General features: G+C 67.5%; 28 protein-coding genes and 1 tRNA gene. 13 read left to right on the forward strand and 16 right to left on the reverse strand.

The genetic code is table 11. The features are described from left to right. Positions 1-28: 28 nt before the first annotated feature. Complete coding sequence (gene crp, locus F792_RS0107000; RefSeq protein WP_018145159.1) at positions 29-676, reverse strand: cAMP-activated global transcriptional regulator CRP; 648 nt, start codon at positions 674-676, stop codon at positions 29-31. A gap of 198 nt (positions 677-874) precedes the next feature. Here crp and F792_RS0107005 point away from each other — a divergent pair, with 198 nt between their 5' ends. Together F792_RS0107005 and speD are read left to right on the forward strand one after the other, a co-directional pair. Next, positions 875-1303, forward strand: a complete 429-nt coding sequence (locus F792_RS0107005; RefSeq protein WP_018168962.1) for an OsmC family protein — start codon at positions 875-877, stop codon at positions 1301-1303. A gap of 90 nt (positions 1304-1393) precedes the next feature. Next, positions 1394-2203 (forward strand): adenosylmethionine decarboxylase, encoded by an 810-nt coding sequence (gene speD / locus F792_RS0107010; RefSeq protein WP_018145175.1) that lies wholly within the window; start codon positions 1394-1396, stop codon positions 2201-2203. A 61-nt stretch (positions 2204-2264) separates the two neighbouring features. On the opposite strand, the gene coq7 is transcribed toward speD, so the two are convergent. Further along, positions 2265-2906, reverse strand: coding sequence for a 2-polyprenyl-3-methyl-6-methoxy-1,4-benzoquinone monooxygenase (coq7, locus tag F792_RS0107015; RefSeq protein WP_018168963.1), 642 nt, complete (start codon positions 2904-2906; stop codon positions 2265-2267). Positions 2907-2969: 63 nt separating this feature from the next. Next, positions 2970-4163 carry a (Fe-S)-binding protein gene (locus F792_RS0107020; protein ID WP_018168964.1) on the reverse strand — a complete coding sequence of 398 codons (1194 nt, stop codon included), beginning with the start codon at positions 4161-4163 and terminating at the stop codon, positions 2970-2972. Positions 4164-4266: 103 nt separating this feature from the next. On the opposite strand from F792_RS0107020, the gene F792_RS0107025 reads away from it, so the two are divergent. From F792_RS0107025 to F792_RS0107045, 5 genes are all read left to right on the forward strand, one after another. Continuing rightward, on the forward strand, positions 4267-5004 hold the full coding sequence (locus tag F792_RS0107025) for a YdiY family protein (protein ID WP_018168965.1): 738 nt from the start codon (positions 4267-4269) through the stop codon (positions 5002-5004). Between the two features lie 82 nt (positions 5005-5086). After that, positions 5087-5392 (forward strand): ferredoxin, encoded by a 306-nt coding sequence (locus F792_RS0107030; protein WP_018168966.1) that lies wholly within the window; start codon positions 5087-5089, stop codon positions 5390-5392. Between the two features lie 65 nt (positions 5393-5457). Then, positions 5458-5534: transfer RNA gene (locus tag F792_RS0107035), tRNA-Met, on the forward strand. 112 nt (positions 5535-5646) lie between these two features. Next, positions 5647-6348, forward strand: coding sequence for a M15 family metallopeptidase (locus tag F792_RS0107040; RefSeq protein WP_018168967.1), 702 nt, complete (start codon positions 5647-5649; stop codon positions 6346-6348). Between the two features lie 93 nt (positions 6349-6441). Beyond that, complete coding sequence (locus F792_RS0107045) at positions 6442-6651, forward strand: hypothetical protein (RefSeq protein ID WP_018168968.1); 210 nt, start codon at positions 6442-6444, stop codon at positions 6649-6651. Between the two features lie 34 nt (positions 6652-6685). Here F792_RS0107045 and F792_RS0107050 read toward each other — a convergent pair whose 3' ends face one another. Genes F792_RS0107050 through F792_RS0107060 form a run of 3 tightly spaced genes read right to left on the reverse strand, consistent with a single transcriptional unit; the run spans position 6686 to position 9603 of the window. Continuing rightward, a complete protein-coding gene (locus F792_RS0107050; RefSeq protein WP_018168969.1) occupies positions 6686-7696 on the reverse strand; it encodes a M14 family metallopeptidase in 1011 nt (336 codons plus the stop codon). Positions 7697-7704: 8 nt separating this feature from the next. Then, positions 7705-9144 carry a glutamate--cysteine ligase GCS2 gene (locus F792_RS0107055; protein ID WP_018168970.1) on the reverse strand — a complete coding sequence of 480 codons (1440 nt, stop codon included), beginning with the start codon at positions 9142-9144 and terminating at the stop codon, positions 7705-7707. Positions 9145-9147: 3 nt separating this feature from the next. After that, a complete protein-coding gene (locus F792_RS0107060) occupies positions 9148-9603 on the reverse strand; it encodes a hypothetical protein (protein ID WP_018168971.1) in 456 nt (151 codons plus the stop codon). Positions 9604-9744: 141 nt separating this feature from the next. Between F792_RS0107060 and F792_RS0107065 the strand changes: the two genes are divergently transcribed. From F792_RS0107065 to F792_RS0107075, 3 genes are read left to right on the forward strand one after another with little or no spacing between them, the layout of a single operon-like run. Further along, on the forward strand, positions 9745-10308 hold the full coding sequence (locus tag F792_RS0107065; RefSeq protein ID WP_018145185.1) for an RNA polymerase sigma factor: 564 nt from the start codon (positions 9745-9747) through the stop codon (positions 10306-10308). Further along, positions 10298-11125 (forward strand): hypothetical protein, encoded by an 828-nt coding sequence (locus F792_RS0107070; protein WP_018168972.1) that lies wholly within the window; start codon positions 10298-10300, stop codon positions 11123-11125. The genes F792_RS0107065 and F792_RS0107070 overlap by 11 nt, the downstream gene beginning before the upstream one ends. A gap of 21 nt (positions 11126-11146) precedes the next feature. Then, positions 11147-11635, forward strand: coding sequence for a DsrE family protein (locus F792_RS0107075; protein WP_018168973.1), 489 nt, complete (start codon positions 11147-11149; stop codon positions 11633-11635). A gap of 33 nt (positions 11636-11668) precedes the next feature. On the opposite strand, the gene murU is transcribed toward F792_RS0107075, so the two are convergent. The 3 genes from murU to F792_RS0107090 are packed head-to-tail and all read right to left on the reverse strand — an operon-like array spanning position 11669 to position 14118. Next, positions 11669-12343 carry an N-acetylmuramate alpha-1-phosphate uridylyltransferase MurU gene (gene murU, locus F792_RS0107080; RefSeq protein ID WP_018168974.1) on the reverse strand — a complete coding sequence of 225 codons (675 nt, stop codon included), beginning with the start codon at positions 12341-12343 and terminating at the stop codon, positions 11669-11671. A 3-nt stretch (positions 12344-12346) separates the two neighbouring features. Beyond that, the gene (locus F792_RS0107085) at positions 12347-13342 is read right to left on the reverse strand and encodes an aminoglycoside phosphotransferase family protein (protein ID WP_018168975.1); all 996 of its coding nucleotides are present in this window, start codon (positions 13340-13342) and stop codon (positions 12347-12349) included. Next, positions 13339-14118: a metallophosphoesterase gene (locus F792_RS0107090; protein ID WP_018168976.1), complete on the reverse strand. Its 780-nt coding sequence runs from the start codon at positions 14116-14118 to the stop codon at positions 13339-13341. Before F792_RS0107090 ends, F792_RS0107085 begins: the two co-directional genes overlap by 4 nt. A gap of 163 nt (positions 14119-14281) precedes the next feature. On the opposite strand from F792_RS0107090, the gene dksA reads away from it, so the two are divergent. Then, positions 14282-14704: an RNA polymerase-binding protein DksA gene (gene dksA / locus F792_RS0107095; protein ID WP_018145191.1), complete on the forward strand. Its 423-nt coding sequence runs from the start codon at positions 14282-14284 to the stop codon at positions 14702-14704. Between the two features lie 36 nt (positions 14705-14740). Here dksA and argA read toward each other — a convergent pair whose 3' ends face one another. The 3 genes from argA to F792_RS0107110 form a co-directional block, all read right to left on the reverse strand. After that, the gene (gene argA / locus F792_RS0107100; RefSeq protein ID WP_018168977.1) at positions 14741-16108 is read right to left on the reverse strand and encodes an amino-acid N-acetyltransferase; all 1368 of its coding nucleotides are present in this window, start codon (positions 16106-16108) and stop codon (positions 14741-14743) included. A gap of 137 nt (positions 16109-16245) precedes the next feature. Then, complete coding sequence (locus F792_RS0107105; protein ID WP_018145193.1) at positions 16246-16719, reverse strand: DUF192 domain-containing protein; 474 nt, start codon at positions 16717-16719, stop codon at positions 16246-16248. Positions 16720-16721: 2 nt separating this feature from the next. Further along, positions 16722-16994: a heavy-metal-associated domain-containing protein gene (locus tag F792_RS0107110; protein WP_018145194.1), complete on the reverse strand. Its 273-nt coding sequence runs from the start codon at positions 16992-16994 to the stop codon at positions 16722-16724. An 81-nt stretch (positions 16995-17075) separates the two neighbouring features. Here F792_RS0107110 and ilvD point away from each other — a divergent pair, with 81 nt between their 5' ends. Both ilvD and radC read left to right on the forward strand, forming a co-directional pair. Continuing rightward, positions 17076-18929, forward strand: coding sequence for a dihydroxy-acid dehydratase (gene ilvD / locus F792_RS0107115; protein ID WP_018168978.1), 1854 nt, complete (start codon positions 17076-17078; stop codon positions 18927-18929). A gap of 57 nt (positions 18930-18986) precedes the next feature. Then, positions 18987-19658, forward strand: coding sequence for a DNA repair protein RadC (radC, locus tag F792_RS0107120; protein ID WP_018168979.1), 672 nt, complete (start codon positions 18987-18989; stop codon positions 19656-19658). 193 nt (positions 19659-19851) lie between these two features. On the opposite strand, the gene bioF is transcribed toward radC, so the two are convergent. The 4 genes from bioF to F792_RS0107140 are packed head-to-tail and all read right to left on the reverse strand — an operon-like array spanning position 19852 to position 23245. Beyond that, entirely contained in the window at positions 19852-21033 is a 1182-nt protein-coding gene (gene bioF / locus F792_RS0107125; RefSeq protein WP_018168980.1) for an 8-amino-7-oxononanoate synthase, read from the reverse strand. Further along, entirely contained in the window at positions 21030-21782 is a 753-nt protein-coding gene (locus F792_RS0107130; RefSeq protein ID WP_018168981.1) for a class I SAM-dependent methyltransferase, read from the reverse strand. The genes bioF and F792_RS0107130 overlap by 4 nt, the downstream gene beginning before the upstream one ends. A 12-nt stretch (positions 21783-21794) precedes the next feature. After that, positions 21795-22790: a biotin synthase BioB gene (gene bioB, locus F792_RS0107135; RefSeq protein WP_018168982.1), complete on the reverse strand. Its 996-nt coding sequence runs from the start codon at positions 22788-22790 to the stop codon at positions 21795-21797. Continuing rightward, positions 22787-23245 carry a hypothetical protein gene (locus F792_RS0107140; protein WP_024327561.1) on the reverse strand — a complete coding sequence of 153 codons (459 nt, stop codon included), beginning with the start codon at positions 23243-23245 and terminating at the stop codon, positions 22787-22789. The genes bioB and F792_RS0107140 overlap by 4 nt, the downstream gene beginning before the upstream one ends. Positions 23246-23368: the final 123 nt, after the last annotated feature.

Here is a 23368-nt window from a genome sequence, read left to right on the forward strand (position 1 = left end):
CCGCGGGCCCGACCCGGGCGGGCTCGTGTCAGCGGGTGCCGAACACCACGATGGTCTTGCCGTGGGCGGTGATCAGGCCGCGTTCTTCCAGATCCTTCAGCACGCGTCCGGCCATCTCGCGCGAGCAGCCCACGATACGCGCGATCTCCTGCCGGGTGATGCGCAGCTGCATGCCGTCGGGGTGAGTCATCGCGTCGGGCTGCTGGGCCAGGTCCAGCAGGGTGTGGGCGATGCGTCCGGTGACATCCACGAACGCGAGGTCCATCACCTTGCGCGAGGTCTGACGCAGGCGGGCCGCGATCTGGCTGGTGAGCAGCATCAGGATCTCGGGGTCGCGCTGGGCGATCTCGCGGAACTGGGTGTAGGGGATCTCCGCGGTCTCGGTGTCCTCGCGGGTGGTGACCGTCGCGCTGCGCGGGTCGTCCTCGAACATGCCCAGCTCGCCGAAAAACTCGCCCTTGTTCAGGTAGGCAAGTACCAGCTCATGTCCGTTGTTCTCGCCCAGTACCGAGACCGAACCACTGACCACGTAATACAGTGTGTCGGGTACGGTGCCCGAGTGAATGATCGTGGTGCGCTTGCGGTACTGGCGCCGGTGGCAGTAGCCGAGGAAACGCTCCAGCGCGGGCGATGGCTGCGCCGGGCGGTAAATGAACGGGTTGTTCAAGGCTTCCATGGTCACGTCCGATATCAGCTTCCTGAAGATGAGCGCCAGTGTAATGCAGCATCCGTGCCCTGCACCCCGGGGTAACTGGCACCGTTCACAAAATCCGCCGGCAGGGCCCTGTTTTGTGCAGCAGGTCCGCCCTGAGTAGAGTTCTACCCGAGTATAGGCGTGGATTTCTCCATCCAACAGTGTGAAAGGACAAGCCCGATGCAGGTGAAAGTGAAATGGCTGGATCAGGTGGCCTTTGTCGGCGAGACCGACAGTGGCCACGCGGTGGTGATGGACGGGGCGCCGGATGCCGGCGGGCGCAACCTGGGCGCACGCCCGATGGAGATGCTGCTGTTGGGGATGGGCGGTTGTACCAGCTTCGACGTGATTGCGATGCTGAAGAAGGCGCGCCAGCAGGTGCTGGACTGCGAGGTGACCGTGGAGGGCACGCGGGCGGAGACCGTGCCCAAGGTCTTTACCGACATCCATGTGCATTTTCGTGTGTACGGCCACGCGTTGTCGGAGAAGCAGGTCGGGCGTGCGGTGGGGCTCTCGGCCGAGAAGTACTGCTCGGCCTCGCTGATGCTGGGGGCCTCGGCGAAGGTGACCCACGACTTCGAGATCATCGAGGGGCCGGCGCCGCGCTGAAGCCGCGTCTCCCTGGGTCCGTCCTTGGACTTGCGGGCCGGGGCGTCTACAATTCGCCGCTCGCTGCGGCCCGGGCCAAGAGGACACGCCATGCCTCGTCACAAGAAGCAGATCAAGCTCCACGGTTTCAATAACCTGACCAAGAGCCTGAGCTTCAATATCTACGATATCTGCTATGCCTCGGGTGACCGACATCGCGATGAATACATTGCGTACATCGACGAGGCGTACAACGCCCAGCGTTTGACGCAGATCCTGTCCGACGTGGCCCACCTGATCGGGGCCAACATCCTCGATATATCGCGCCAGGACTACGATCCGCAGGGCGCGTCGGTGACCATGCTGATCTCGGAGGAGCCGGTGGCCACCGAAAAGATCGGCTACACCGAAGGCCCCGGCCCGCTGCCGGAGACGGTGGTCGGCCACCTGGACAAGAGTCACATCACGGTGCACACCTACCCGGAGGCGCACCCCGAGGGTGGGATCGCGACCTTCCGCGCGGATATCGACGTGTCCACCTGCGGGCGCATCTCGCCGCTGCGCGCCCTGAACTACCTGATCCACAGCTTCGAGTCCGACATCGTGATCATGGACTACCGTGTCCGCGGCTTCACCCGCGACGTGCGCGGCAAGAAGCACTTCATCGATCACAAGATCAACTCCATCCAGGACTTCCTGTCGCGCGACACCCAGGAGAAGTACCAGATGGTGGACGTAAACGTGTACCAGGAGTACCTGTTCCACACCAAGATGGTACTGAAGGACTTCGACCTGGACAGTTACCTGTTCGGGCTGGGCAAGGATGATTACTCGGCCAAGGAGGCCAAGCGCATCTCCAAGCTGCTCAAGCACGAGATGATGGAGATCTTCTACGGCAAGAACATGAGTCGCCCGGGCTGAGTCGGTGCGCGCCGCGCGGCGTTGCACGCGGCGGTGATCACCTGGCTCCCCGCGTCGCGGGTCAGATCCAGTAGGCGGTGCGCGTCATCACGCTGGACGTCAGCGGCATCAGGAGGTTGCGCACTGGCCACGGCGGCGCCTTGCCGCCCAGTGCCATCGCGTGCGCACCGTGCTCCACCTCGTCCTGCTTCATCCGCGCCAGGATGCGCGCGGAGACCTCGTCCTGTGCCGGCAACCGCTCCAGATGGCGGTCCAGGTGGCGTTCCACCTGGCGTTCGGTCTCGTCGATAAAGCCCAGGCTGTAGGCATCGCCGGTCAGCCCGGCGAGCGCGCCCATCCCGAACGAGCCCATGTACCAGAACGGCCCCAGCAGGCTGGTGCGGCCGCCCAGGTCGTGTACCCGGCGGGCGCACCAGTGCAGGTGGTCGCCCTCCTCGCGCGAGGCCTGATCCAGGTGGCCGCGGATCTCCGGGTTGCGGGCGGTCAGCATCTGGCCCTGGTATAGCCCCTGCGCCGCGACCTCGCCGGCATGATTGACCCGCATCAGGCGGGCGGACAGGTCGCGTTCGTGATCCTCCAGGTGCGGCCCGATGTCGTCCCCACCCGGGGAGGGCCGGCCGGTGGAGCGGGCCTGTCCGGAGACGACCTTCACGAAGGCGTCGGCCTGGTTGATCAGGTGGTCCAGCGGGGAAAGTCGGCGCATGGTTCCGGTCCGGTTGGGGCGTCGTGGTGTACCCCTCAAGGGTACCGCAAGCGCGGGCAGGGATCAGCGCCCGGCGGAGTTGTGAGTGTGGTTTTTCAGACGCCGGGCCAGAAAGCGGGCGGGTGACAGGATTTCCGGAAGACCCGATTGTTCGCTGGCCAGCGCCCGCAGGTGCACGCTGCAACCGACATTGGGGCTGATGATCGCGTCCGGGGCGTCGGCGGTCAGGGCCTGCAGGGTCTCGGTGCCCAGGTCGTCGGCCATGGCCGGCTGCGTCAGCATCGCGGTGCCGCCGGCGCCGCAACAGTTCGGCGCGTCGGCGACCGGCGCCAGCGTGACCCCAGGCAGGCGTGCCAGGAGCGCGGGCAGCTCGTGGGCCTCGCGGGTGACGTTGCGCAGGGTGCAGGGCCGATGCAGCGCGATGCGTATCGGTGTGGCGTCCCAGATATCTCCGTTGGTGTTGGTGTCCAGCCACTGCGCCAGAAACCGGGTGAGGCTCTGGCTGCGTGCCGACACAGTGCCCTCGGGGTATTCGCGCAGCGTGGCCTCGCAACCGCTGTCCAGCGCGATCACCGGCACCTCGCGGGTGCCGAAGGCTTCGCCATTCCGCGCCTGCAGCGCCTGCGCCGCCGCGCGGTGGCCGGTGTGCTGGTCCAGCGCTCCGCAGCAAACCTGGCCCTGCGGGATGGCGACGCGCACGCCGAGGGCGTCGAGGACCTCCAGCGCGGCCTCCAGGTCGGGTCCGGTGAAGAAGCGGTCCATGCAGCCGGTAAACAGCAAGGCGTCGGCCGTTTCCGGGGTCGCGGTCGCTCGCAGCCGGGGGGCGGGTGCCAGGGAGTCGCGGGTGTGGGCGAGACTGCGTTCCCAGCCGCCGCGCGGCAGCAGGCGGTCTACACCCAGGCGGGCGCCAGTGCGCGCCGTCAGCCCCCCGAGACTGCGCAGGGTTGGGTGCAGCAGGGCCTGGTGCTGTAGCGCCTGGCGCCAGCGGTCCCCGCGCGACGGCGTGGCGGGGTGTTCGGTCAGGATCTCGCGGGCGCGGTCCATCAGTGCCCCGAAGGGCACGCGTGCCGGGCAGACCAACTCGCAGGAGCGACAACCCAGGCAGCCTTCCAGATGGCTGCGCAGGCGTTCGGATTCCGGCTCCAGCCGGCCCTGGGCCAGGCCCTGCATCAGGGTCAGCCGCCCGCGCGGGGAGTCGCCCTCGACCCCGTGCCAGCCGTAGGTCGGGCAGTGTGGCAGGCATAGCCCGCAGTGCACGCACTGGTCCGCGGCGGAAAGTCCCCTGAATCTCAGGGGCTGGTCCGATACCCCCAGCGGCTTTGCTAGGGTTTCGCCTTTATTCGCTTCCGGGAGGTTTCCCATGCTCGTGCGTTCGTTCCGGTCCGTCGGGTCCGCGTTTGCCTCGCTCATCCTGCTGAGCATACCAGTCTCGCAGGCCCTGGCCTGGGAGGCCGAGGGCTGGCAATCGACGATCGAGCTCGGGGCCTCCAAGACCACCGGGAACACCGAGTCCACCACGGCCACGGGCCGTTTCCGCGCGGAGCACACGACCGTCGACTGGCGCAATCGCATCCGCCTGGACGCGTACTTTCACGAGGAAGACGACGAAACCACCGGCGAGCGCTACATCGCCGGCTATCAGGCGGACCGCAAGCTGGGCGAGCACGACTACCTGTTCGGGGCGCTGCGCTACGAGCGTGACCGCTTTAGCAACTATGACTATCAGGGTTCGGCCACGGCTGGTTATGGTCGGCGCCTGATCGACGGCGAGCGGGTGCAGCTGGACGGCGAGATCGGTGCCGGTATGCGCCAGGTGCGCATCCGCACGACCGGGGAGACCGACAGCGAACCGGTCGGCCGCCTGGCCGGCAACTTCCGCTGGGAGATCAGCGAAAGCGCCCGCCTCACCGACGAGTTGCTGATCCTGACCGGCAGCGACAACACCGAGATCGAGAACATCCTCGCCCTGACCGCGGACGTCACCAGCCGGATGTCCCTGCGTACCAGCTTCACCGTGAAGCACAACACGGACGTCGAGCCCGGCGTGGAGAATACCGACACCATCACGGACGTCAGCCTGGTCTACCGCTTCCGCTGAATGCACGGACAGCGCACGCTGCCACCCGCCGTTTTGCCAGTGGCAGCGTTATCATGAGTCGCAGGGATCACCGGAGACTTCCATGGGCTACTACCAGCGCCATATCTTTTTCTGCACCAACTGCCGCGAGGACGGCAACTGTTGCGAGGACCACGGGGCGACCGAGATGCGCGCCTATGCCAAGAACCAGGCCAAGGCCATGGGCATCCACGGCAAGGGCCAGGTGCGGGTGAACACGGCCGGCTGCCTGGACCGCTGCAACGAGGGCCCGGTCGCGGTCGTCTATCCGGAGGGCGTCTGGTACACCTACCAGGACGAACGCGACATCGACGAGATCCTGGAAGAGCACCTCAAGAACGGCCGCGTGGTCGAGCGCCTGCAGATCTGAACCCCGCCGGGCGCCGCGCTGGCTTGACTTTATGCGCCGGCCTCCGGAGAATTCGCAGCCCGCGTGGCTACGTAGCTCAGCTGGTTAGAGCACATCACTCATAATGATGGGGTCCCCTGTTCGAATCAGGGCGTAGCCACCACCGAATTCTCCAAAAGGGCTGCCTTCCGGCAGCCCTTTTTGGTGTTGGGCGCTGCTACCGGTTTTGGCTTTGCGTATCCTGGCAGTGACGAAGGCGTGGGCAAGGGGGCGCTATGCGCAGCAAGCGGACGATTCTGGCGGGGCTTGGGCTGCTGGTTGCAATGGCGGCAGGCGGGGTCTCGTGCGCTGCTGAGGCGCGCCCGGCAGGGTTTGTTGCGGCGGGTGACGTGGTAACGGACCTGGTCGAGGAGATCCGGTACTTTGGCGACGACAACTTCGTGGGCGAACCGATCGATGGTTACGAGTCCCCCGTTTGCATCCTGACGTCCCCGGCCGCCCATGCCCTCGCCCGGGTGCAGGAACGTCTCGCGGCGTTCGGGCTTGGTCTCAAGGTGTTCGACTGCTATCGGCCCGCGCGGGCCGTCGCGCACTTCGTGCACTGGGCGGAGGACCTCGGCGATACCCGCATGCAGGCACAGTATTACCCGGAAGTTGCCAAGGACGAGTTGTTCGAGCATGGCTATGTCGCGGCCCGGTCGAGTCACTCGCGTGGCTCGACGGTCGATCTGACCTTGATTGATCGCGACTCCGGCGACGCGCTGGAGATGGGCACCGGCTTTGACCGGTTCAGTCCGCGCTCCTGGCCCGGGGATGACGGTGTTTCCGCACAGCAGCGGGCCAACCGCATGCTTCTGCAGCGGCTGATGGTAGAGGCGGGCTTCGAGCCCTACGAGCAGGAGTGGTGGCATTTCACCCTGGCGGACGAGCCCTTTCCGGATCACTATTTCGATTTTGTGGTCGGCCGGGGCCAATAGGCGCGCGGAGGGCTTTATTGCCGCCTGTTCGGGGCTCGGCTAGACTGCGCGCCGGCCGGCCCGGCTCACTGGGACCAACCTCGGATGAACGCCATGAAACGTTACGGAATCCGCATTCGCCTGCCGGAAGGCAGCACCCTTTCCATGCCGCACCTGCTGGGGGCGGACTGGGAATCCTATCGCTGGTATGACAGTGCGCTGGAGCGTGACAAGGCGCTGGCGGACATGCAGCGCGACCTCCCGAATTACCGCAAGGGCGATCACGTCGCCCAGGTCCTCGAGCGCGTCGAACGCGACGCCTGAGCCGGATTCGAATCCGTCGCGAACAGCGGCGGGATCAGAGCGTCAGCGGCTCCATCAGGTAGCACAGGCAGTCCTGGGCGATCACGCGGGTGTCCAGCGTGAGCATGGACGGCATCGCCTGGCGCTTCAGGCGGATCTCCTGACCGGCCCGCTCCAGATATTCCCCGGTCACCTCCGAACCGTCCTCGGCGATCGCGATCAGCGGGTCCTGGGCGTCCGCGTGCACATTCACCAGGCGCGAGCCGGCGGGAAGTAGCTGGAAATTCAGGCCGTCCAGGTCGGGTTCCAGGCGGACGTCGTGCTGCGCGTCCAGTCCGACCTGTAGTCCGGGGCGCACCCGTACCTGGGCCACGGTGTGGAAGATCTCGATGGCGCCCGTCCGCGGCGGCTCCTGGGCGAAGTGGTCCAGGTGCAGCACTGCATCGATCATCTCGCGCGCGTGGTCCACGCCGGCCGCGTCCTCGGGGTGGCCGCATTCCACGGTCACGGCCGGTGCGATACGCGCCAGTGCCATGGAGGCGACCCCGCGCGGCCGGGTGAAGTAGACCACCGTGCGTCCGAACAGCGCGGCCAGATTGAGGAACGGCGCCTCCAGACGGTTGATGCAGGCGTAATGGGGATTGCGCCCGGTGTTGTTGTGCAGGTCGATTGCGGCGAACAGGCCGCGTCCTTCCAGGCGCCGGCAGAGTTCGGCGAAGACGTCGGCCTCGCGCGAGCCGCCCTGCTCGGTCCCCGGCCAGATGCGGTTGAAGTCCGGCTGGTCGTCCAGGTGGCGCTGGTTGAGCGCCGCGGCCTGCGGGTTGCCCACGACCAGGGTCAGCGCGCGCGGCAGCGGGCGTCCGGTGTAGTGGCGCAGGAGTTGCTGCACCGCGTGCAGGCCCACCGGCTCGTTTCCGTGCAGCAGCAGGACCACGGCCACCGCAGGCTCGCGCTGGCCTTCCAGGTGGATTAGCGCCGGCCCGGGCACGCACTGGTGCAGGGTGGCGGGCGTGGCCTCGAGGAAGCCGTCGGGTAGTTCGAAGTATTCGTTGATCGAGAGAGTCACGGGTTTCCTCAAAGTCCCCAGGTGTGAACCGGCGCGCCGGTGTTCTGCCAGCCGCGGTAGGCGTGGACCAGGCCCGGCCAGTCGCGGCCGTGGCGCGCGACCCAGTCGCGTTGCCAGTGCGTGCCGGTCTGGCGGCTGGCGACGCGCGCGGCGATGATGCCAAGCAGGTTGTCGCGTTCGCTGCGGTCGATGCCCAGGCGCTCCAGACCCTCGGCCGCCCGGGGGAGCAGCTCCCGCGTGATCAGGCGTGGCGCCGGGACGGGGTCGCGATGGCCCCAGCGCAGGCGAGCATCCAGCCCGTAGCGGGCGGCATTGTAGAAGTTGTCGCGGGCCTCGGAAAACGGGGTCTCCAGCGTTCCGTTGGGCGATTCGGCCACCAGGTACTCGATCAGGCCCAGGGCGAAAGCGGTGTTGGCCAGCATGTCGATCAGCGACGGGCCGGCCGGCAGGCAGCGAAACTCCAGGCGTAGACTGCGTCGGCCATCCGCATCGCAGCCGACGATCGGCCGGTTCCAGCGCCAGATCGTGCCGTTGTGGAAGGCGAGGTGGGCCAGTTGATCGGCCGGCTCGTCGAGGGCTACCGGCAGCAACACCGGGAAGTGCTCGAGGTTTTCGGTGAACAACTCGCCGATGGATGCGTGCAGATAGCCGGTGCCGAAGGTCACGCGGCGGATCGGGCCACGCGCCGAGTTGGCGAACCCGCCGACCTCCACCGATTGCTCGAACAACGGGATGCGGCTCTCGGCCCAGAGGTCGTGGCCGAAGATGTAGGGCGTATTGCCGGCGGCGGCCAGCACCGGTGCCGCGGCGACCAGAGAGGCGTTGTAGGCGCGGTGGGCGACCTCGGGGCGGGTCTCGATATGCACCTGGAAGGAGGTCGCCGCGGCTTCCAGCATCACGTCCGCATGGCGGTGCTGCAGGTGCTCGTGACCGACGATGTCCACCTGCAGCGGGCGCTGGGCGCGTTGTTCCAGGATCGCGCTGTTCAGGGCCCGGTAGCGGGCCTGCTGCGACATGTGGTGGATCCCGAGGTCGTCCGGTTCCAGGGTGGGCAGGCTGCCGGCCATCAGCAGTTCCGCGCCGGCGTGGCGGGCCGCCCGGCGCGCCCGGCGCAGGGTCTCGTTCAACTCGTCGAGGATGGCGCTGAAGCAGCCGGGACCGGCGCGGAAGACGCCGCTGTTCAGTTCGATATTGAACTGCGCCAGTTCCAGGGTGGCCAGCGGGCTGTCCATCGCGGCGAGGAAGGCGTCATTGACCGGTAGCGGTCGCCCCTGGGTGTCGCACAGCCAGGCTTCGATCTCGAAGCCCAGCCGCGGGGGTGGGGCGGGGTCCTCGGGCGGTTGCGTGCGCAGCCAGTTCAGCAGCTGGGCGGTCTCGTCCGCGAGGGCCTGGTGGAAGCGGTCAAAGTCTGCCGCGCCGAAGTGCTCCTCGCGGATCTCGCGGCCCAAGGCCTAGTCCTCGTCCCGGTCGTCGTCCGGTGCGTCGTCATAGAGGCTCTCCAGAAGATCGCCCCAGATCTGTTCGTGTTGCTCGATGAAGGTCAGCAGGCTCTTGCGGAAGGCGAGATAGTCGGCCTCGAAGGCTTCGAAGTCGGCCCCGCCATTGAGCAGCTTGGCGGCCCGGTCGGTCTGCTGCAGGCTGTCACGCAGGTTAAGGCTGGCGGCCATCGCACCCTTGACGCGTTCGCGCTCGTGCGGGATCCAGGCGCGGTCCGACAGCATGGAGCGCAGGTTCTCGCCCAGTTCCAGCAGGCGCTTGCGCAGGCGCGGGACGGCGCCGATGGTGCCGGTCTTGAGCTCGCCCCAGACGGCATCGGTGATCAGGCGCGCCCAGTGGTCGCGCAGATCCCGCACGGTATCGGGGTCAAAGGCGAAAGCGCGCTCCAGTTGTTGCGGATCGAATGGCATTGGGTATCCTGATCGACGAAGCCCGGGATGCGCGGCGTCTGCGGTGGAGGGGCCGGAATAGCCCCGCGCCCCGTAGCGTCCTACAGGGTACAAGAACAAGCAAGGTCGCACGTACGGCCTGCGGATGGAGGAATCGACAACATGGCGAACTGGTTCGCGCAGCGCAGGCTGCGTCAGAAGGTGTGCGACCTGCGGCCGCAGATGTACCGCATGGCATTCGCGTGGTGTCACGATGCCGCGCTGGCGGATGACCTGGTGCAGGAGGCAATGATGAAGGCCCTGACCCGGCTGAAGTCGTTGCAGGACGAGAACGCCCTGAAGGCCTGGGTGTTCCGCATCATGACCAACTGTTACCGCGACTGGGGCCGGCGGCAGAAGGACACGGTGGATGTGGACAGCATGGAGCTGTCCTGCGAGGACTGCCCGGAGCAACAGACCGAGCGCAATCGCATGGTCGCGGATGTCCACCGGGCGATGGCCGAACTGAGTACCGATCACCGTCAGGTGGTCGCGCTGGTGGACCTGGAGGGTTTTGCCTACTCCGAGGTCTCGGAGGTGCTGGACGTACCGATCGGCACCGTGATGAGTCGCCTGAGCCGGGCTCGGGCGCAGTTGAAGAAGGTGCTGCTGGAGCAGCAGGCCGACACGGGGACAGCGGCCGATACACCCTATCTCAAGGTAGTGAGGAATCGGCATGTCGAATGAAAGACTGAGTGCAAAGAATCGACCCAGCGAGGAGATTCTCAATGCCTTCGTGGACGGCGAGTTCTCGCCGGAGGATCGTCTGTTTACGCTGAAGACGATCGCCTCCAGTGAGCATCTGAGTCGCGAGGTCTGCGACATGCACCAGCTCAAGGAGCTGGTGAACATGGCCTACGAAGACGTCCCGGCCGGGCGCGCGGCCGGCACCACCGGTGGCCGTTGCCGGTTATCGCGCGGTGGAGGTTCGGCCTGGTTCCCGTCGGTGGCGGCCGGGGTGCTCGCGCTGGTCGTGGGTTCGCTGGGTGGATACGAGATCACTCGCGATGCCGGCTTCTTCGGGGGCGACCATGCTGCTGCGCCCGGCCAGGAGTCCGGGGCCCTGGCGCAGGTGGCTGCCAGCGATAACGCGCCCGGCGGGGCCGCGGCCCCGCAGCAGGTGTTTTCGGCTACCGAAACCGATCAGATTCTGCTGCACATTAACGAGGCGGATACCCGCGCGGTGGACGAGTTGCTGGACGACATCGAGAGCATGTATCGCGAGGCGGCCACAGTCGGGCGCGACCTGAACGTGCAGGTGGTGGTGCACAACAACGCGATGGGCATGCTGCGAAGCGACAGCGCACCCTATCCGGAACGCGTCGCGAGCATGGCGGAGGCGTACCCCACGCTGCGCTTTACCGCCTGTGCCCAGACCCTCAACCGCCTGGCGCGCGAGGAAGGCCAGAAGGTGGATATCCTGCCACAGGCTGAACTGATCGATTCCGGCGTCGCCGAGGCGGCCCGCCGTCAGGCGGAAGGCTGGATCTACATCAAGGTCTGATTTGGCACGGCCGGAGTCTCGATGCAAGTCGACCCACAAGTGCTGCGCCCCGGCTGGTTCCTGGCCGGGGCGCTCTTGTTGATGCTGGCGGCAGGCGGCGCGACTGCTGTATTGATGGGCACCGTCGCCAAGGCGCCGGCGGCCGAAGAGCCGCTGCGGGTGGTCTATCACATCAACACCGATGACCTGGAGCTCCACCTGAACGCCCTGCGCAACCTGCAGAATCACATCGACGGTAGCCCCGATGATGTTTCGCTCAAGATCAAGGTGTTGACTCATGGCAGCGGCATCAGTCTGCTGCAGCACGCCCGTACCGATCCGGACCTGCGCAGTACCGTGAACACCCTTAAGCTGCAGGATGTGCGCTTTTTGGTGTGTGGCAACTCGCTGGAATCGCGCGGGCTCGAACGCAGCGATCTGCATGAGGTATCGGACAGGGACGTGGTTCCCAGTGGCATCGTGGAACTGACCCGCCTGCAACGCTCCGGTTACACCTACATCAAGCCCTGACCGGAGCGGCCGCATCCCCCCTGCGTTGGGTGATCAGCGCCCCCCAAGCTCGGTGTCCAGCGCCGCCAGGCGCTCCGGTGTGCCGATGTCGCGCCAGGCGCCGGTGTAGTGTTCGCCGGTGACCCGGCCGGCCTCGATGGCTTGACGCAGCAAGGGTCCGAGGGCCTGGCGCCCCGGTGGCAGATCACGAAACAGCGCCGGGTCGTACCAGCCGATGCCGCTGAAGGTCAGCAACTCGTTCCCCGCCAGGGCCACCCGCTCCCCGTCCAGGGCGAAATCGCCCTGCGTGTGATGGTCGGGGTTGGCGACCAGTACGAGGTGCGCGAGCGGTCGGTCGGTGGCCGTGTTCATCGTCGTCGGGGGTGTCAGCGGGTGGTCGCACCAGACATCGCCATTGACCACCAGAAACGGCTCCTCCCCCAGAAGGGGAAGGGCCTGGCGGATCCCGCCCGCGGTCTCCAGGGCACCCTCGGGCTCCGGTGAGTAGCGAATGGCGAGGCCCGCCTGGCGTTCAGCCAGGGTGGCGCGGATCTGTTCGCCCAGATGCGCGAGGTTGATGACTACGTCGCGGTACCCGGCGGTCGCCAGACGATCCAGCGTGTAGCCGATCAGCGGCCGGCCACCGACAGGCAGCAGCGGCTTGGGGCAGTGGTCGGTCAACGGGCGCATGCGTTCGCCGCGCCCGGCGGCCAGGATCATTGCGCGCATGGCTTAATCCTCCCGTATCCGTTCGGGCATGTGGGTGTGGAACCAGCCTGCCACCGGTGTCAGTTCTGGCTGTGACAGTCCCTGCGCCAGGAGTCGATGCAGGCGCGGCAGGTGTTCCAGGTAGTGCGGTTTGGCATCCCGGCGCGCCAGGCGCACGAAGATCCCGAGGATCTTGGTGGTGCGCTGGACGCCGAGGACGCGGTAGTGCTGCATGAAGATCTCGGGGTCCCAGGCCGTTCCCGCGGCATAACGCTTCAATGCCCGCTCCACGGTGGCGGGTGACACCTCGCGCCGGGCGTCTTCCAGCAGCGAGACGACATCGTAGGCGGGGCTGCCGATCACGGCATCCTGGAAATCCAGGACGGCACAATCGCCATCCTCGCCGGGCGGCAGCATCAGGTTGTCCACGTGGAAGTCGCGTAGCACCAGTGTCCCGGGCAGGACGGGCAGGTCTTCCAGTGCCTCCCGCCAGGCTGCGAGAAATCCGTTGCGCAGGGACGCGCTCATCGGGGTGCCGCGTTGTTCCGGCCAGTACCAGTCGGCAAACAGGGCGGCCTCGTCCAGCAGGCGCGGGGAATCGTAGGCGGGGACGTCCGGGGCCTTCGCGGCCTGCGCTGGCCAGGCGCGATGCAGCTGGATCAGGGTGTCGATGGCGCGGTCGTACAACGGGCCTTCCGCGGCCCCCTCGGCGAGGGCCCGGGTGAAGGTTCGGTCGCCGAGGTCCTCGAGCAGCACGAAGCCGGTGGCTGGATCGTGCGCAAGGATGCGCGGCGGGCGCAGCCCCAGCGATTCAAGCAGTCGCGCAATCTCCACGAACGGCTCGGTGGCCTCGCGCTCGGGTGGCGCATCCATCAGCACCACCGGTTGGTCGTCGCGGCACAGGCGAAAATAGCGCCGAAAACTGGCATCCGCGCGCAGGAGTGCCAGGTCGGTGAACCTGCCCGGCTGGTCCTTCAGCCAGGCCTGGAGCTGCTCGCTGCGGCGATCGTCCGGGATCATGCGCGGGCCTCGGGAAATTCGCCGGATAGACGCTCGACGCGGGTATCGATGCGGCCATCGGCATGCAGTGCCAATACGCGGTAGCCGGCGTGTTCGGTATCCAGCGCGAACTGTTCGGAGCCGGGGGCGAACTGGACGCAGGTGGAGGGGCAGCCCAGCAGTTCGACGCCCTGGCGCTCGGCGCGGAAATCCTGATGGATGTGACCGAACAGACAGGCGCGTACGCGCGGGTGGTGATCCAGGATCGCGAACAGGTCGTCGGGATTGGTCAGGCCGATCCGGTCCATCCATGCGCTGCCGACGGGCACGACCGGGTGGTGAACGGCGACCATGCCCCAGTGATCGGGGTGTGCGGTCAGTACTTGATCCAGGCGCGACAACTCGGCCGGCTCGATGCGCCCGGACGCCTGCCCCGCAACCGCCGAATTGATCCCGACCAGCAGCCAGTCGCCGAGCAGCCGGTGGCCGTCCAGGGCGTGTCCGGCGCCCGTGAAGGCGCGGTGCAGCAGGGTCCAGTCATCGTGGTTGCCCGCCAGGCCGGCGAGCGGCCAGCCTTTCACGTGTTCGTCGAGCATTGCGAGGAGTCGCGTGTAGGCCGCCGGATCCGGATCTTCGGCCAGGTCGCCCGTGAGCCATAGCAGGTCCGGCCGGGCCTCGTTCCGGCGCAGGGCCTCGAGCACGCGGGCGAGCTGGCGGTCGCTGTCGGGATAACCCGGTCGAATGGGGCCCGGCTCCCGGCCGAGGTGGGTGTCGCTGATCTGAAGGATGTGCTGCATGCGGCCGGTGTCGTTTTCCGTATGGTGCCGGTTGTGTGCGTTCGGGCGCGCTTTCGCGTTTGCCGCCCGGCAGGGTTATTGCCCTATACTCGATCGGGTGTACTGTGCAATGCGCCGGGGCCTTCCCGCATGGGGCGAGAGGGGGCCTGGCGAGGGGTCCAAGATGAGCCAAGAAGCCAAGACCCGCCCGGATTCCGGGTACCGTCCGTCCGAGGACGAACCCTACATGAATCCGCGTCAACTGGACTACTTTCGCGCCAAGCTCGAGGCCTGGCGTGCCGAGCTGATCGAGGAATCGGAACAGACTCTGGAGCACCTGCGCAGCGAGAGCTGGCAGGAGCCGGACCCGAATGACCGCGCCAGCCACGAGACCGATGCCGGCCTGGAGCTGCGTACCCGGGATCGGTACCGCAAGCTCCTGAACAAGATTGACGCGGCGCTGGCGCGCATCGAGCAGGGCGAATACGGCTATTGCGAGGAGACCGGTGAACCGATCGGCATCGCGCGGCTGGAGGCGCGCCCGATTGCCACGCTGAGCGTGGCGGCCCAGGAGGCCCATGAGCGCGACGAGGCCCGCTATGAATGACGAGGCCCGCTATGAATAGGGCCTGTCTGGTCCGGGTTACTCGCCGGCCAGCACTCGGGTAAACACCCGCGAGTTGCGCGCCTGGTTGTAGCGGGTCTGCCGGCTGACGGGCAGATCGTCCACCTTGCCTGGCGTGTAACCGCGTTCCTGGAACCACTGGGCGGTGCGCGTGGTGAGCACGAATACCCGCCGGATTCCCTGTTCCTGCGCCAGGTGTTCCATTGCCTGCAGCAAACGGTCGCCGCGGCCGCTCCCGCGGTAGTCCGCGTGCAGGGCCAGGCAGGCAATCTCCGCGGCATCCGCCTCGAAGGGGTAGAGCGCGGCGGTGCCGATGATCAGGCCGTCGGCCTCCAGCACCTGGAAGCGGTCGATCTCCAGCTCCAGGTGCTCCCGCGCGCGATGCACCAGGATGCCCTCGGCCTCCAGCGGTTCCAGTAGCGCATGGATACCCCCCACATCGTCGAGTGTGGCCGGGCGCAGCCGTTCCAGTGGCTCGCGCGAGACCAGTGTGCCGATTCCCAGGCGGGTGAACAGCTCGGTCAGGAGCCCACCGTCGTCCCGACGGTCGATCAGGTGCACCCGGATCTCGCGCTGGCGACAGGCGTCGATCGCGCTCTTCAGGTGGTTGGCCAGTTCCTGCGGCAGGTCGGTGGCGGTCTCCAGCAGCTCCTGCGCGGCCGGCACGGTGAGCTGGTCCAGCACGCCGTGTTCGGGATCGCGCAACACCCCGGCTTCGGTGAGAAAGATCAGCTTGTCGGCGTTCAGCGCGATCGCGACCTGGGTGGCGACATCCTCGCCGGAGAGGTTGAACACCTCGCCGGTGGGGGAGTAGCCGAGCGGGGAGACCAGGGCCACCTGCTCGCGGTCCAGCAGGGCCGCGAGTGCGGTGGTGTCCACCCCGCGCACCTCGCCGGTGTAGTGGAAGTCCACGCCGTCGCGTACGCCCAGTGGCCGTGCGGTGACGAAGTTGCCACTGGCCACGCGCAGGCGTGCGTTGCCGGTACCCGGCTGGCCGAGGCTGCGCGAGAGCAGGCCCTCGATCTGCAGGCGCAGCCGACCGACCGCATCCAGCACCGCTTCCAGCGCTGCGCCATCCGTTACGCGCAACCCGTTGGCGTAAGCCGGGGTCAGTCCGCGCTCGGTCATCCGTGCCTCGATTTGCGGGCGCGCCCCGTAGACCAGCACGACCCGGATACCCAGGGCATTGAGTTTGGCGATATCGCGCATCAGTGCCGGAAACTCCGGCGCCTGGGCGGCCTCGCCTGCGAGCGCGATCACCATGGTGCGCCCGCGGTGGGCGGCGATGTACGGCACCGCATCACGGAACCAGGCGAGCTCCCCGGGCTGCGGGGCTCGGCGCGAGGGCGCGTGATTGCGGGCGGCTGGGTTGGATGTGGCGGTCACGGGCGTGTCCGTTTCCTGATGATGTCCTTGAGCAGACAGTCTAGGGAATCACGGATCAATGTACACGTGGGATCAGTCAGGCCTGCTGGCCCGATCCTGCGGGAAGGGGTGTTAGGGAAACATTGATCAGTGTTTCCCTAGTCGGTCTCGCCCACGAGGCGTTCGAGGTCCGGGACGGAGGCGCCGGGCGCGATACCGTGTTCCTTGAACCACCCGGCATTGACCTCCAGGGCGTAGCGCACCGGCCGTTTCGCCTCGTGTATGCGGGTGGAGTGGGGCGTCATGCTGGCGATGTTGGTAATGGTGAAGTCGGCATCGATGAAGGCCACGTCCAGCGGGATGCGGGTGTTCTGCATCCACATGCCGTAGTGCGCCGGTCGTGGCCAGATGAACAGCATGCCGTGGTCGGCGGGCAGGTGGTCGCGGTGCATCAGCCCGATCCGGCGGCTACGGTCGGTCGCGGCGATCTCGATCGTCAGGGCTTGTTCGCCGAGTTGCAGTTCGGCGGTCGGTAGCCCGCTTTCGGCCTGCGCCAGCCCCGTGCCCAGGACGAACAGCAGCACCAGCCCGACAAGGCCGGGCTGCGCGCGCCCCCGCGACGTATTGATCAAGCCTATTCGCCGCTCATGCGCCCCACGGCGCAGCTGGCAAACGACTTGGCCTTGGCGCTGGCGGAGCGCAGGCCGGAGACCGAACCGACCTCGGGGTAACCCATGCTGGCGAGCTTGGCAGCGACCGCCTCGCGGGCGCTGTCGGGCGCCTCGATATCAACCGCACCGCCTTCCACGTCCACCTCGGCGTCGGTGACGCCCTCGACCTGCAGCAGGCCCTTGCGGATGGAGCTGGCGCAGCCGCCACACTTGATGTTCTCGACTTCGATTTTCATTGCAGGTGCTCCGGGGTACTGGGGTTTGTACGACTCATTATGTACGATCTGCGTTCACCGTAATCGTTCACGAGAATATACATGCCCGCCTATCGTTCCCGCACCACTACCCACGGCCGCAATATGGCGGGTGCCCGCGCCCTGTGGCGCGCCACCGGCATGAAGGATGGCGACTTCGGCAAGCCGATCATCGCCATTGCCAACTCCTTCACCCAGTTCGTGCCCGGGCACGTGCATCTGAAGGACCTGGGCCAGCTGGTGGCCGGCGAGGTGGAAAAGGCCGGCGGCGTCGCCAAGGAGTTCAACACCATCGCGGTGGACGACGGGATCGCGATGGGCCACGGCGGGATGCTCTATTCGCTGCCCTCGCGCGAGATCATCGCCGACTCGGTCGAGTACATGGTCAACGCACACTGCGCCGATGCCCTGGTCTGCATCTCCAACTGCGACAAGATCACCCCCGGCATGCTGATGGCCGCGATGCGCCTGAACATCCCGGTGGTGTTCGTCTCCGGCGGGCCGATGGAGGCCGGCAAGGTGCAGGCCCCGGGCAGCGACAAGGTCATCCACCTGGATCTGGTGGACGCGATGGTCAAGGCCGCCGACTCCAGTGCCAGTGATGAAGAAGTGGAGGCCATCGAGCGCTCCGCCTGCCCGACCTGCGGGTCCTGCTCCGGCATGTTCACCGCCAATTCGATGAACTGCCTGACCGAGGCGCTGGGGCTGTCGCTGCCGGGCAACGGCTCGCTGCTGGCCACCCACGCCGGGCGCAAGAGCCTGTTCGAGCAGGCCGGCCGGCGCGTGGTCGAACTGGCCAAGCGTTACTACGAGCAGGACGATGAATCTGCTTTGCCGCGTTCCATCGCCACCTTCGAGGCGTTCGAGAACGCGATGAGCCTGGATATCGCGATGGGCGGCTCCACCAACACGGTGCTGCACCTGCTGGCGGCCGCGCGCGAGGGCGAGGTCGACTTCACCATGGCCGACATCGACCGCCTGTCGCGCAAGGTGCCGAATCTGTGCAAGGTCGCCCCGGCCACCCAGCTCTATCACATGGAGGATGTCCACCGCGCCGGTGGTGTGGTCGGCATCCTCGCGGAGCTGGACCGCGGCGGGCTGATTCACCGCGACATTCCCACCGTGCACGCCGAGACCATGGGCCAGGCCCTGGAACAGTGGGACGTGATGCGCCACGCCGCCGAGGCCGAGACGCTTTACCAGGCCGCCCCGGGCGGTGTGCCTACCCAGGTCGCGTTCAGCCAGGACAAGACCTGGGACAGCCTGGACATCGACCGCGAGAATGGCTGCATCCGCGACATCGAGCATGCCTACTCGAAGGACGGTGGCCTGGCCGTGCTCTACGGCAACATGGCCCCGGATGGCTGCATCGTGAAGACTGCCGGGGTGGACGACAGCATCCTGACATTCTCGGGTCCGGCCCGTGTCTTCGAGAGCCAGGACGCGACGGTGGAGGCCATTCTTGGTGACCAGATCCAGGCGGGCGACGTGGTGATCATCCGCTACGAGGGCCCCAAGGGCGGCCCGGGCATGCAGGAAATGCTCTACCCGACGTCGTATCTCAAGTCCAAGGGCCTGGGTAAGGAATGCGCGCTGGTCACCGACGGGCGCTTCTCCGGCGGCACCTCCGGGCTGTCGATCGGTCACGTCTCGCCGGAGGCGGCGCAGGGTGGTGCGATCGGCCTGATCGAGGAAGGCGACACCATCGTGATCGACATCCCCGGTCGCGAGATCCGCATCGACGTCGACGACGCCACGCTGGCCGCACGGCGCGAGGCCATGGAGGCCCGTGGCGCGAAGGCCTGGAAACCCGAGTCGCGGGAGCGGGCCGTCACCCAGGCCTTGCGCGCCTACGCCCTGATGACGACCTCCGCCGCCTACGGCGCGGTGCGCGACATCTCCCGCTTCGAGGACTAGCCCAGGGCCCAAACCGAAAAAAGCGAACGCATGTAACGCAACCACAGGGAGGTGGTGATGGCGATTACCGACTGGCCCGCGGCCGAGCGCCCGCGGGAGAGGCTGATCGAACGCGGCGCGGCCGCGCTTTCGGATGCGGAGTTGCTGGCAATCTTTCTGCGCACCGGCGTGGCCGGCAAGAGCGCGGTGGATGTCGCGCGGGACCTGCTCAGCCGCTTCGGCGGGCTGCGGCCTTTATTACAGGCGGATCAGGCGGGGTTTTGCGCCGCCCCGGGGCTGGGGGATGCCAAGTACGCCCAGCTCCAGGCCGTGCTGGAGATGGGGCGCCGCCACCTGGCGGCCGATCTGGAGCGCGGCGATGCACTGACCTCGCCCGCGACCACCCGGCAGTTCCTGGCGGCGCGCCTGCGTGACTATCCCTTTGAGGTCTTCGGCGTGCTGTTCCTCGATAACCGCCACCGCGTGATCGCCTTTGAGGAACTCTTTCGCGGCACCATCGACGGTGCCTCCGTGCACCCGCGCGAGGTTGTGCGGCGCGCGCTGCACCACAACGCGGCGGCTGTGATCCTGGCCCATAACCACCCCTCGGGCGTGGCCGAGCCGTCGCGTTCGGATGTCGCCATCACCCGCCGCCTGACCGACGCCCTGGGGCTGGTGGACATCCGCGTCCTCGATCACGTGATCGTCGCCGACGAGGCCGTCTCCCTCGCCGAACGCGGCGAGCTGTAGGGGGAGGCTGACCCAGTCGCACGTCTGCGTTGCAACGCGGTGAGCTGCCGGCCGCTGGTCCGGCACTAAATGGTCATGGCGAGGAGCCGCAGGCGACGAAGCAATCTGCCGATATTCTCTCCCGGGGCATCCGGATGGTGATTGTTTCGTCGCTTTGCTCCCCGCAATGACGGTTAGAAGCTTGCGCGCGGTGTCACGCCGGTGTGTCCTTGAGAGCCTTTTCCAGCGCCTGCAGCAGTGCGTCGACCTGCGTTTGGGTGTGGGCGGCGGACAGGGTGATGCGCAGGCGGGCCTCGCCTTCCGGGACGGTCGGGGGGCGGATCGCGGGGACCAGGAAGCCGGCCTCGAACAGTCGCTCGGCGACGGCGCTCGCGCGAGTGGCGGTGCCCAGGGTGACAGGCTGGATGGGTGTGAGGGGCGGTGGGTGTGGCAGGCCGAGGCGATCCAGCCCGTCGCCCAAGCGTCGCAACAGGTTCTGCAGGTGCGCGCGGCGGTCGTGGGCGGACGCGGCGATTTGCACCGAGGCCAGGGTGGCGGCGGCCAGGGCGGCCGGCATCGCGGTGGTGTAGATGTAGGGGCGCGCGGTCTGGATCAGGGTCTCGATCAGCCGTTCGGAGCCGGCCACGAAGGCCCCGGCGGTGCCGAAGCCCTTGCCCAGCGTCCCCATCAGGACCGGTACGTCGTCGCCGCCGAGACCGAAGTGCTGGCAGGTGCCGCCGCCGGTGTCGCCCAGCACTGACAGGCCGTGGGCGTCGTCCACCATCAGCCAGGCATTGTATTCGCGCGCCAGGGCGGCGAGTTCCGGAAGTGGGGCGATATCGCCGTCCATGGAGAACACGCCGTCGGTGATGATCAGGCGCTGGCCGGTCGCGGGCGCCTTCTCCAGGCGCTCGCGCAGGTGTTCGGGCTCGGCGTGGCGGTAGCGCTGGCTGCGCGCGCCCGACAGGCGCACGGCATCGATCAGCGAGGCGTGGTTCAGGCGGTCCTCGAAGACGATGTCGTGGCGACCGACCAGGGTCTGGACCAGGGCCAGGTTGGCCATGTAGCCGGTGGAGAAGACGAGTGCCCGAGCGCGCCCGGTGAAGCGGGCCAGGGCCTGTTCCAGCTCGTCGTGGGCGCGGCTGTGACCGTTGATCAAATGGGCGGCCCCCGCACCGACGCCGTACTGATCCAGCGCCTTGCGGGCGGCGGCGGCGACCGCCGGGTCACCGGCCAGGCCCAAGTAGTCGTTCGAGCAGAAGGCAATCACGCGGTGGCCGTCGATAACCTGTTCGGGCCGCTGTGGGCCGTCGAGCATGCGGGTGCGGCGCCATAGCCCGGCGTCGCGCACAGTGCTCAGGCGTTGCTCCAGGTAGTGATCGAGTGAGTCGCTCATGGGCGCAGGCCCGCGCGCAGGAAGATCGGCCAGTGCACCCGTGCCGGCATGCTCGGGTTGGACCACAGGGCTTGCAGGGCCGGCGCCAGCGCAGCCAGTGGGTCCTGGCCGGCGGCGCGGGCGCGGCGGATCGCGGACCAGGTACCGAGATAGCCCAGCAGGGTGGCGCGGTCCCATTCGCGCGTGATGCGAAACTCGGGCGCCTCGATCTCGGGCCAGGGAAACGGCAGGTCGCGGTAGTGGTTGCGGATGTGCTGGCGCTCTTCCGGCCACCAGGGGGCCAAGGTGGCATCGTGAAAGTCGATCAGCAGGTGGTCCAGTGCCGGGTCCTCGGCCCGCAGCACGCCGTAGCCCCAGATCGCCAGGAGTCCGTCCGGGCGCAGGACGCGGGCGACCTCGTCGTGGAACTCGGTGTGGCGGAACCAGTGCGCGGCCTGGGCCACACAGGCGAGGTCGACCGAGCCATCGGCCAGAGCACAGGCCTCGGCGGCACAGGCGACGCGGTCGATCCCGGAGTGATCCGGCAGTGTGGCCAGCAGCGATGGGGCGGCGTCCGTGGCGAAGACCTGCGAGAAGTGGGGCGCCAGGCCCCGCGCGGCCTGGCCGTTGCCGCTGGCACAGTCCCAGGCGCGCTCGTGGTGCGGAGTGTGCGCCGCCAGCCAGTCAAACAGCTCGGCCGGGTAGTCCGGGCGGTGGCGGCCGTAAGCGTTAGCCACCGCCGAGAAATGGTCGGGGAAGCCGCCGCTCACCGCCGGTCTGGCTCAGGCCGAGGCGGAGGCTGACTGGTCCGATTTCGCAGGGGCTTCCGGGCCAGTCTCCGGGCGCAGGCCCAGGCGCTCGAACAGCGCGAGGTCGTGGTTCTCGCCGGGGTTTGGCGTGGTCAGCAGGGTGTCGCCGTAGAACAGCGAGTTGGCACCGGCGAGGAAGCACAGGGCCTGCATCTCGTCGGACATCTCGGTGCGCCCGGCGGACAGGCGCACGTAGGAGGCCGGCATCAGGATGCGGGTGGCCGCGATGGTACGCACGAACTCCAGCGGGTCGAGGTGCTCGATGCCGTGCAGCGGCGTGCCCTCCACCTGGATCAGCTGGTTGATCGGCACCGACTCCGGGTGTTTTGGCAGGTTGGCCATCTGCTGCAGCAGCCGCGCACGATCGCGGCGCGACTCGCCCATGCCGAGGATGCCGCCGCAGCAGACGTTCATGCCTGCCTCGCGTACGTGCTCCAGGGTCTCGAGGCGATCGTCGTAGGTGCGCGTGCTGATGATGTGACCGTAGAACTCCGGCGAGGTGTCGAGGTTGTGGTTGTAGTAGTCCAGTCCCGCCTCGGACAGGCGTTTGGCCTGCTCGGCCTTCAGCATGCCGAGGGTCATGCAGGTCTCGAGGCCCTCGTCCTTCACCGCGCGGACCATCTCGATCACGCGCTCCAGGTTCTTGTCGGTGGGGTTGCGCCAGGCCGCGCCCATGCAGAAGCGGGTCGCGCCCTGGGCGCGGGCGTTGCGGGCCGCCTCCAGCACCTCGTCCAGCGGCAGCAGGCGTTCGCGCTCGATCTCGACCTCGTGGTGCGCGCTTTGCGGGCAGTAGGCGCAGTCCTCGGGGCAGGCCCCGGTCTTGATCGACAGCAGCGTGCTCACCTGGACCGCGTTCGGGTCGAAGTGCTCGCGGTGGACGGTCTGCGCGCGGAAGATCAGGTCATTCAGCGGCAGGTCGAGCAGGGCCTCGACCTCGTCGGTGTTCCAGTCGTGGCGGGGCGTGCTCATAGATGATGTTCCTTGTCGGCTTCGGCGGGGATCTCGACGTCCGTCCAGGGCTCGCGATAGATATTGAACAGGGCGTAGATCGTCCACGGCAGCAGGATGGCCGCGGCGATTGCCCAGTAGGCGCGGTAGTAGTTCAGATCCGGCGGAAAGAAGGTGGCGACCCCGATCAGCAGGCCCATCAGGGCGTAGTAGCGATAGGCGGCCCACTGCGTGAAGTGGCCGACGCGGGGATCGGGGTGGTGCTTGTTCAGGGCGTAGACCAGCATCGAGCCGCCAAACCACAGTACCAGCGGGACGATACCCATGATCGCGGCGATGATGAAACCGACCCCGACGCCCTCGCTGCTCACCAGGAACAGCGGGATGCCGGCAATCGACACGCTGATCAGGTTGCCGATATCGAACATCGACGCGGCGCGCCGCGAGCTGCGTCCGGAGACGGTCCTGGTGGCCATGGTCTACCCTGCATGCAAAAAGCAGAGCATACCATTATGGCCCCGGACCCTTCATTGCGACCCGTTTCCAGGCGGTCTCCGGCCGCGCGTTTGAGGGCCCGGGCTGCGGCCTGTGTCGACTGG

The organism is Thioalkalivibrio sp. ALMg9 (genome assembly GCF_000380625.1).
GTDB lineage: Bacteria > Pseudomonadota > Gammaproteobacteria > Ectothiorhodospirales > Ectothiorhodospiraceae > Thioalkalivibrio > Thioalkalivibrio versutus.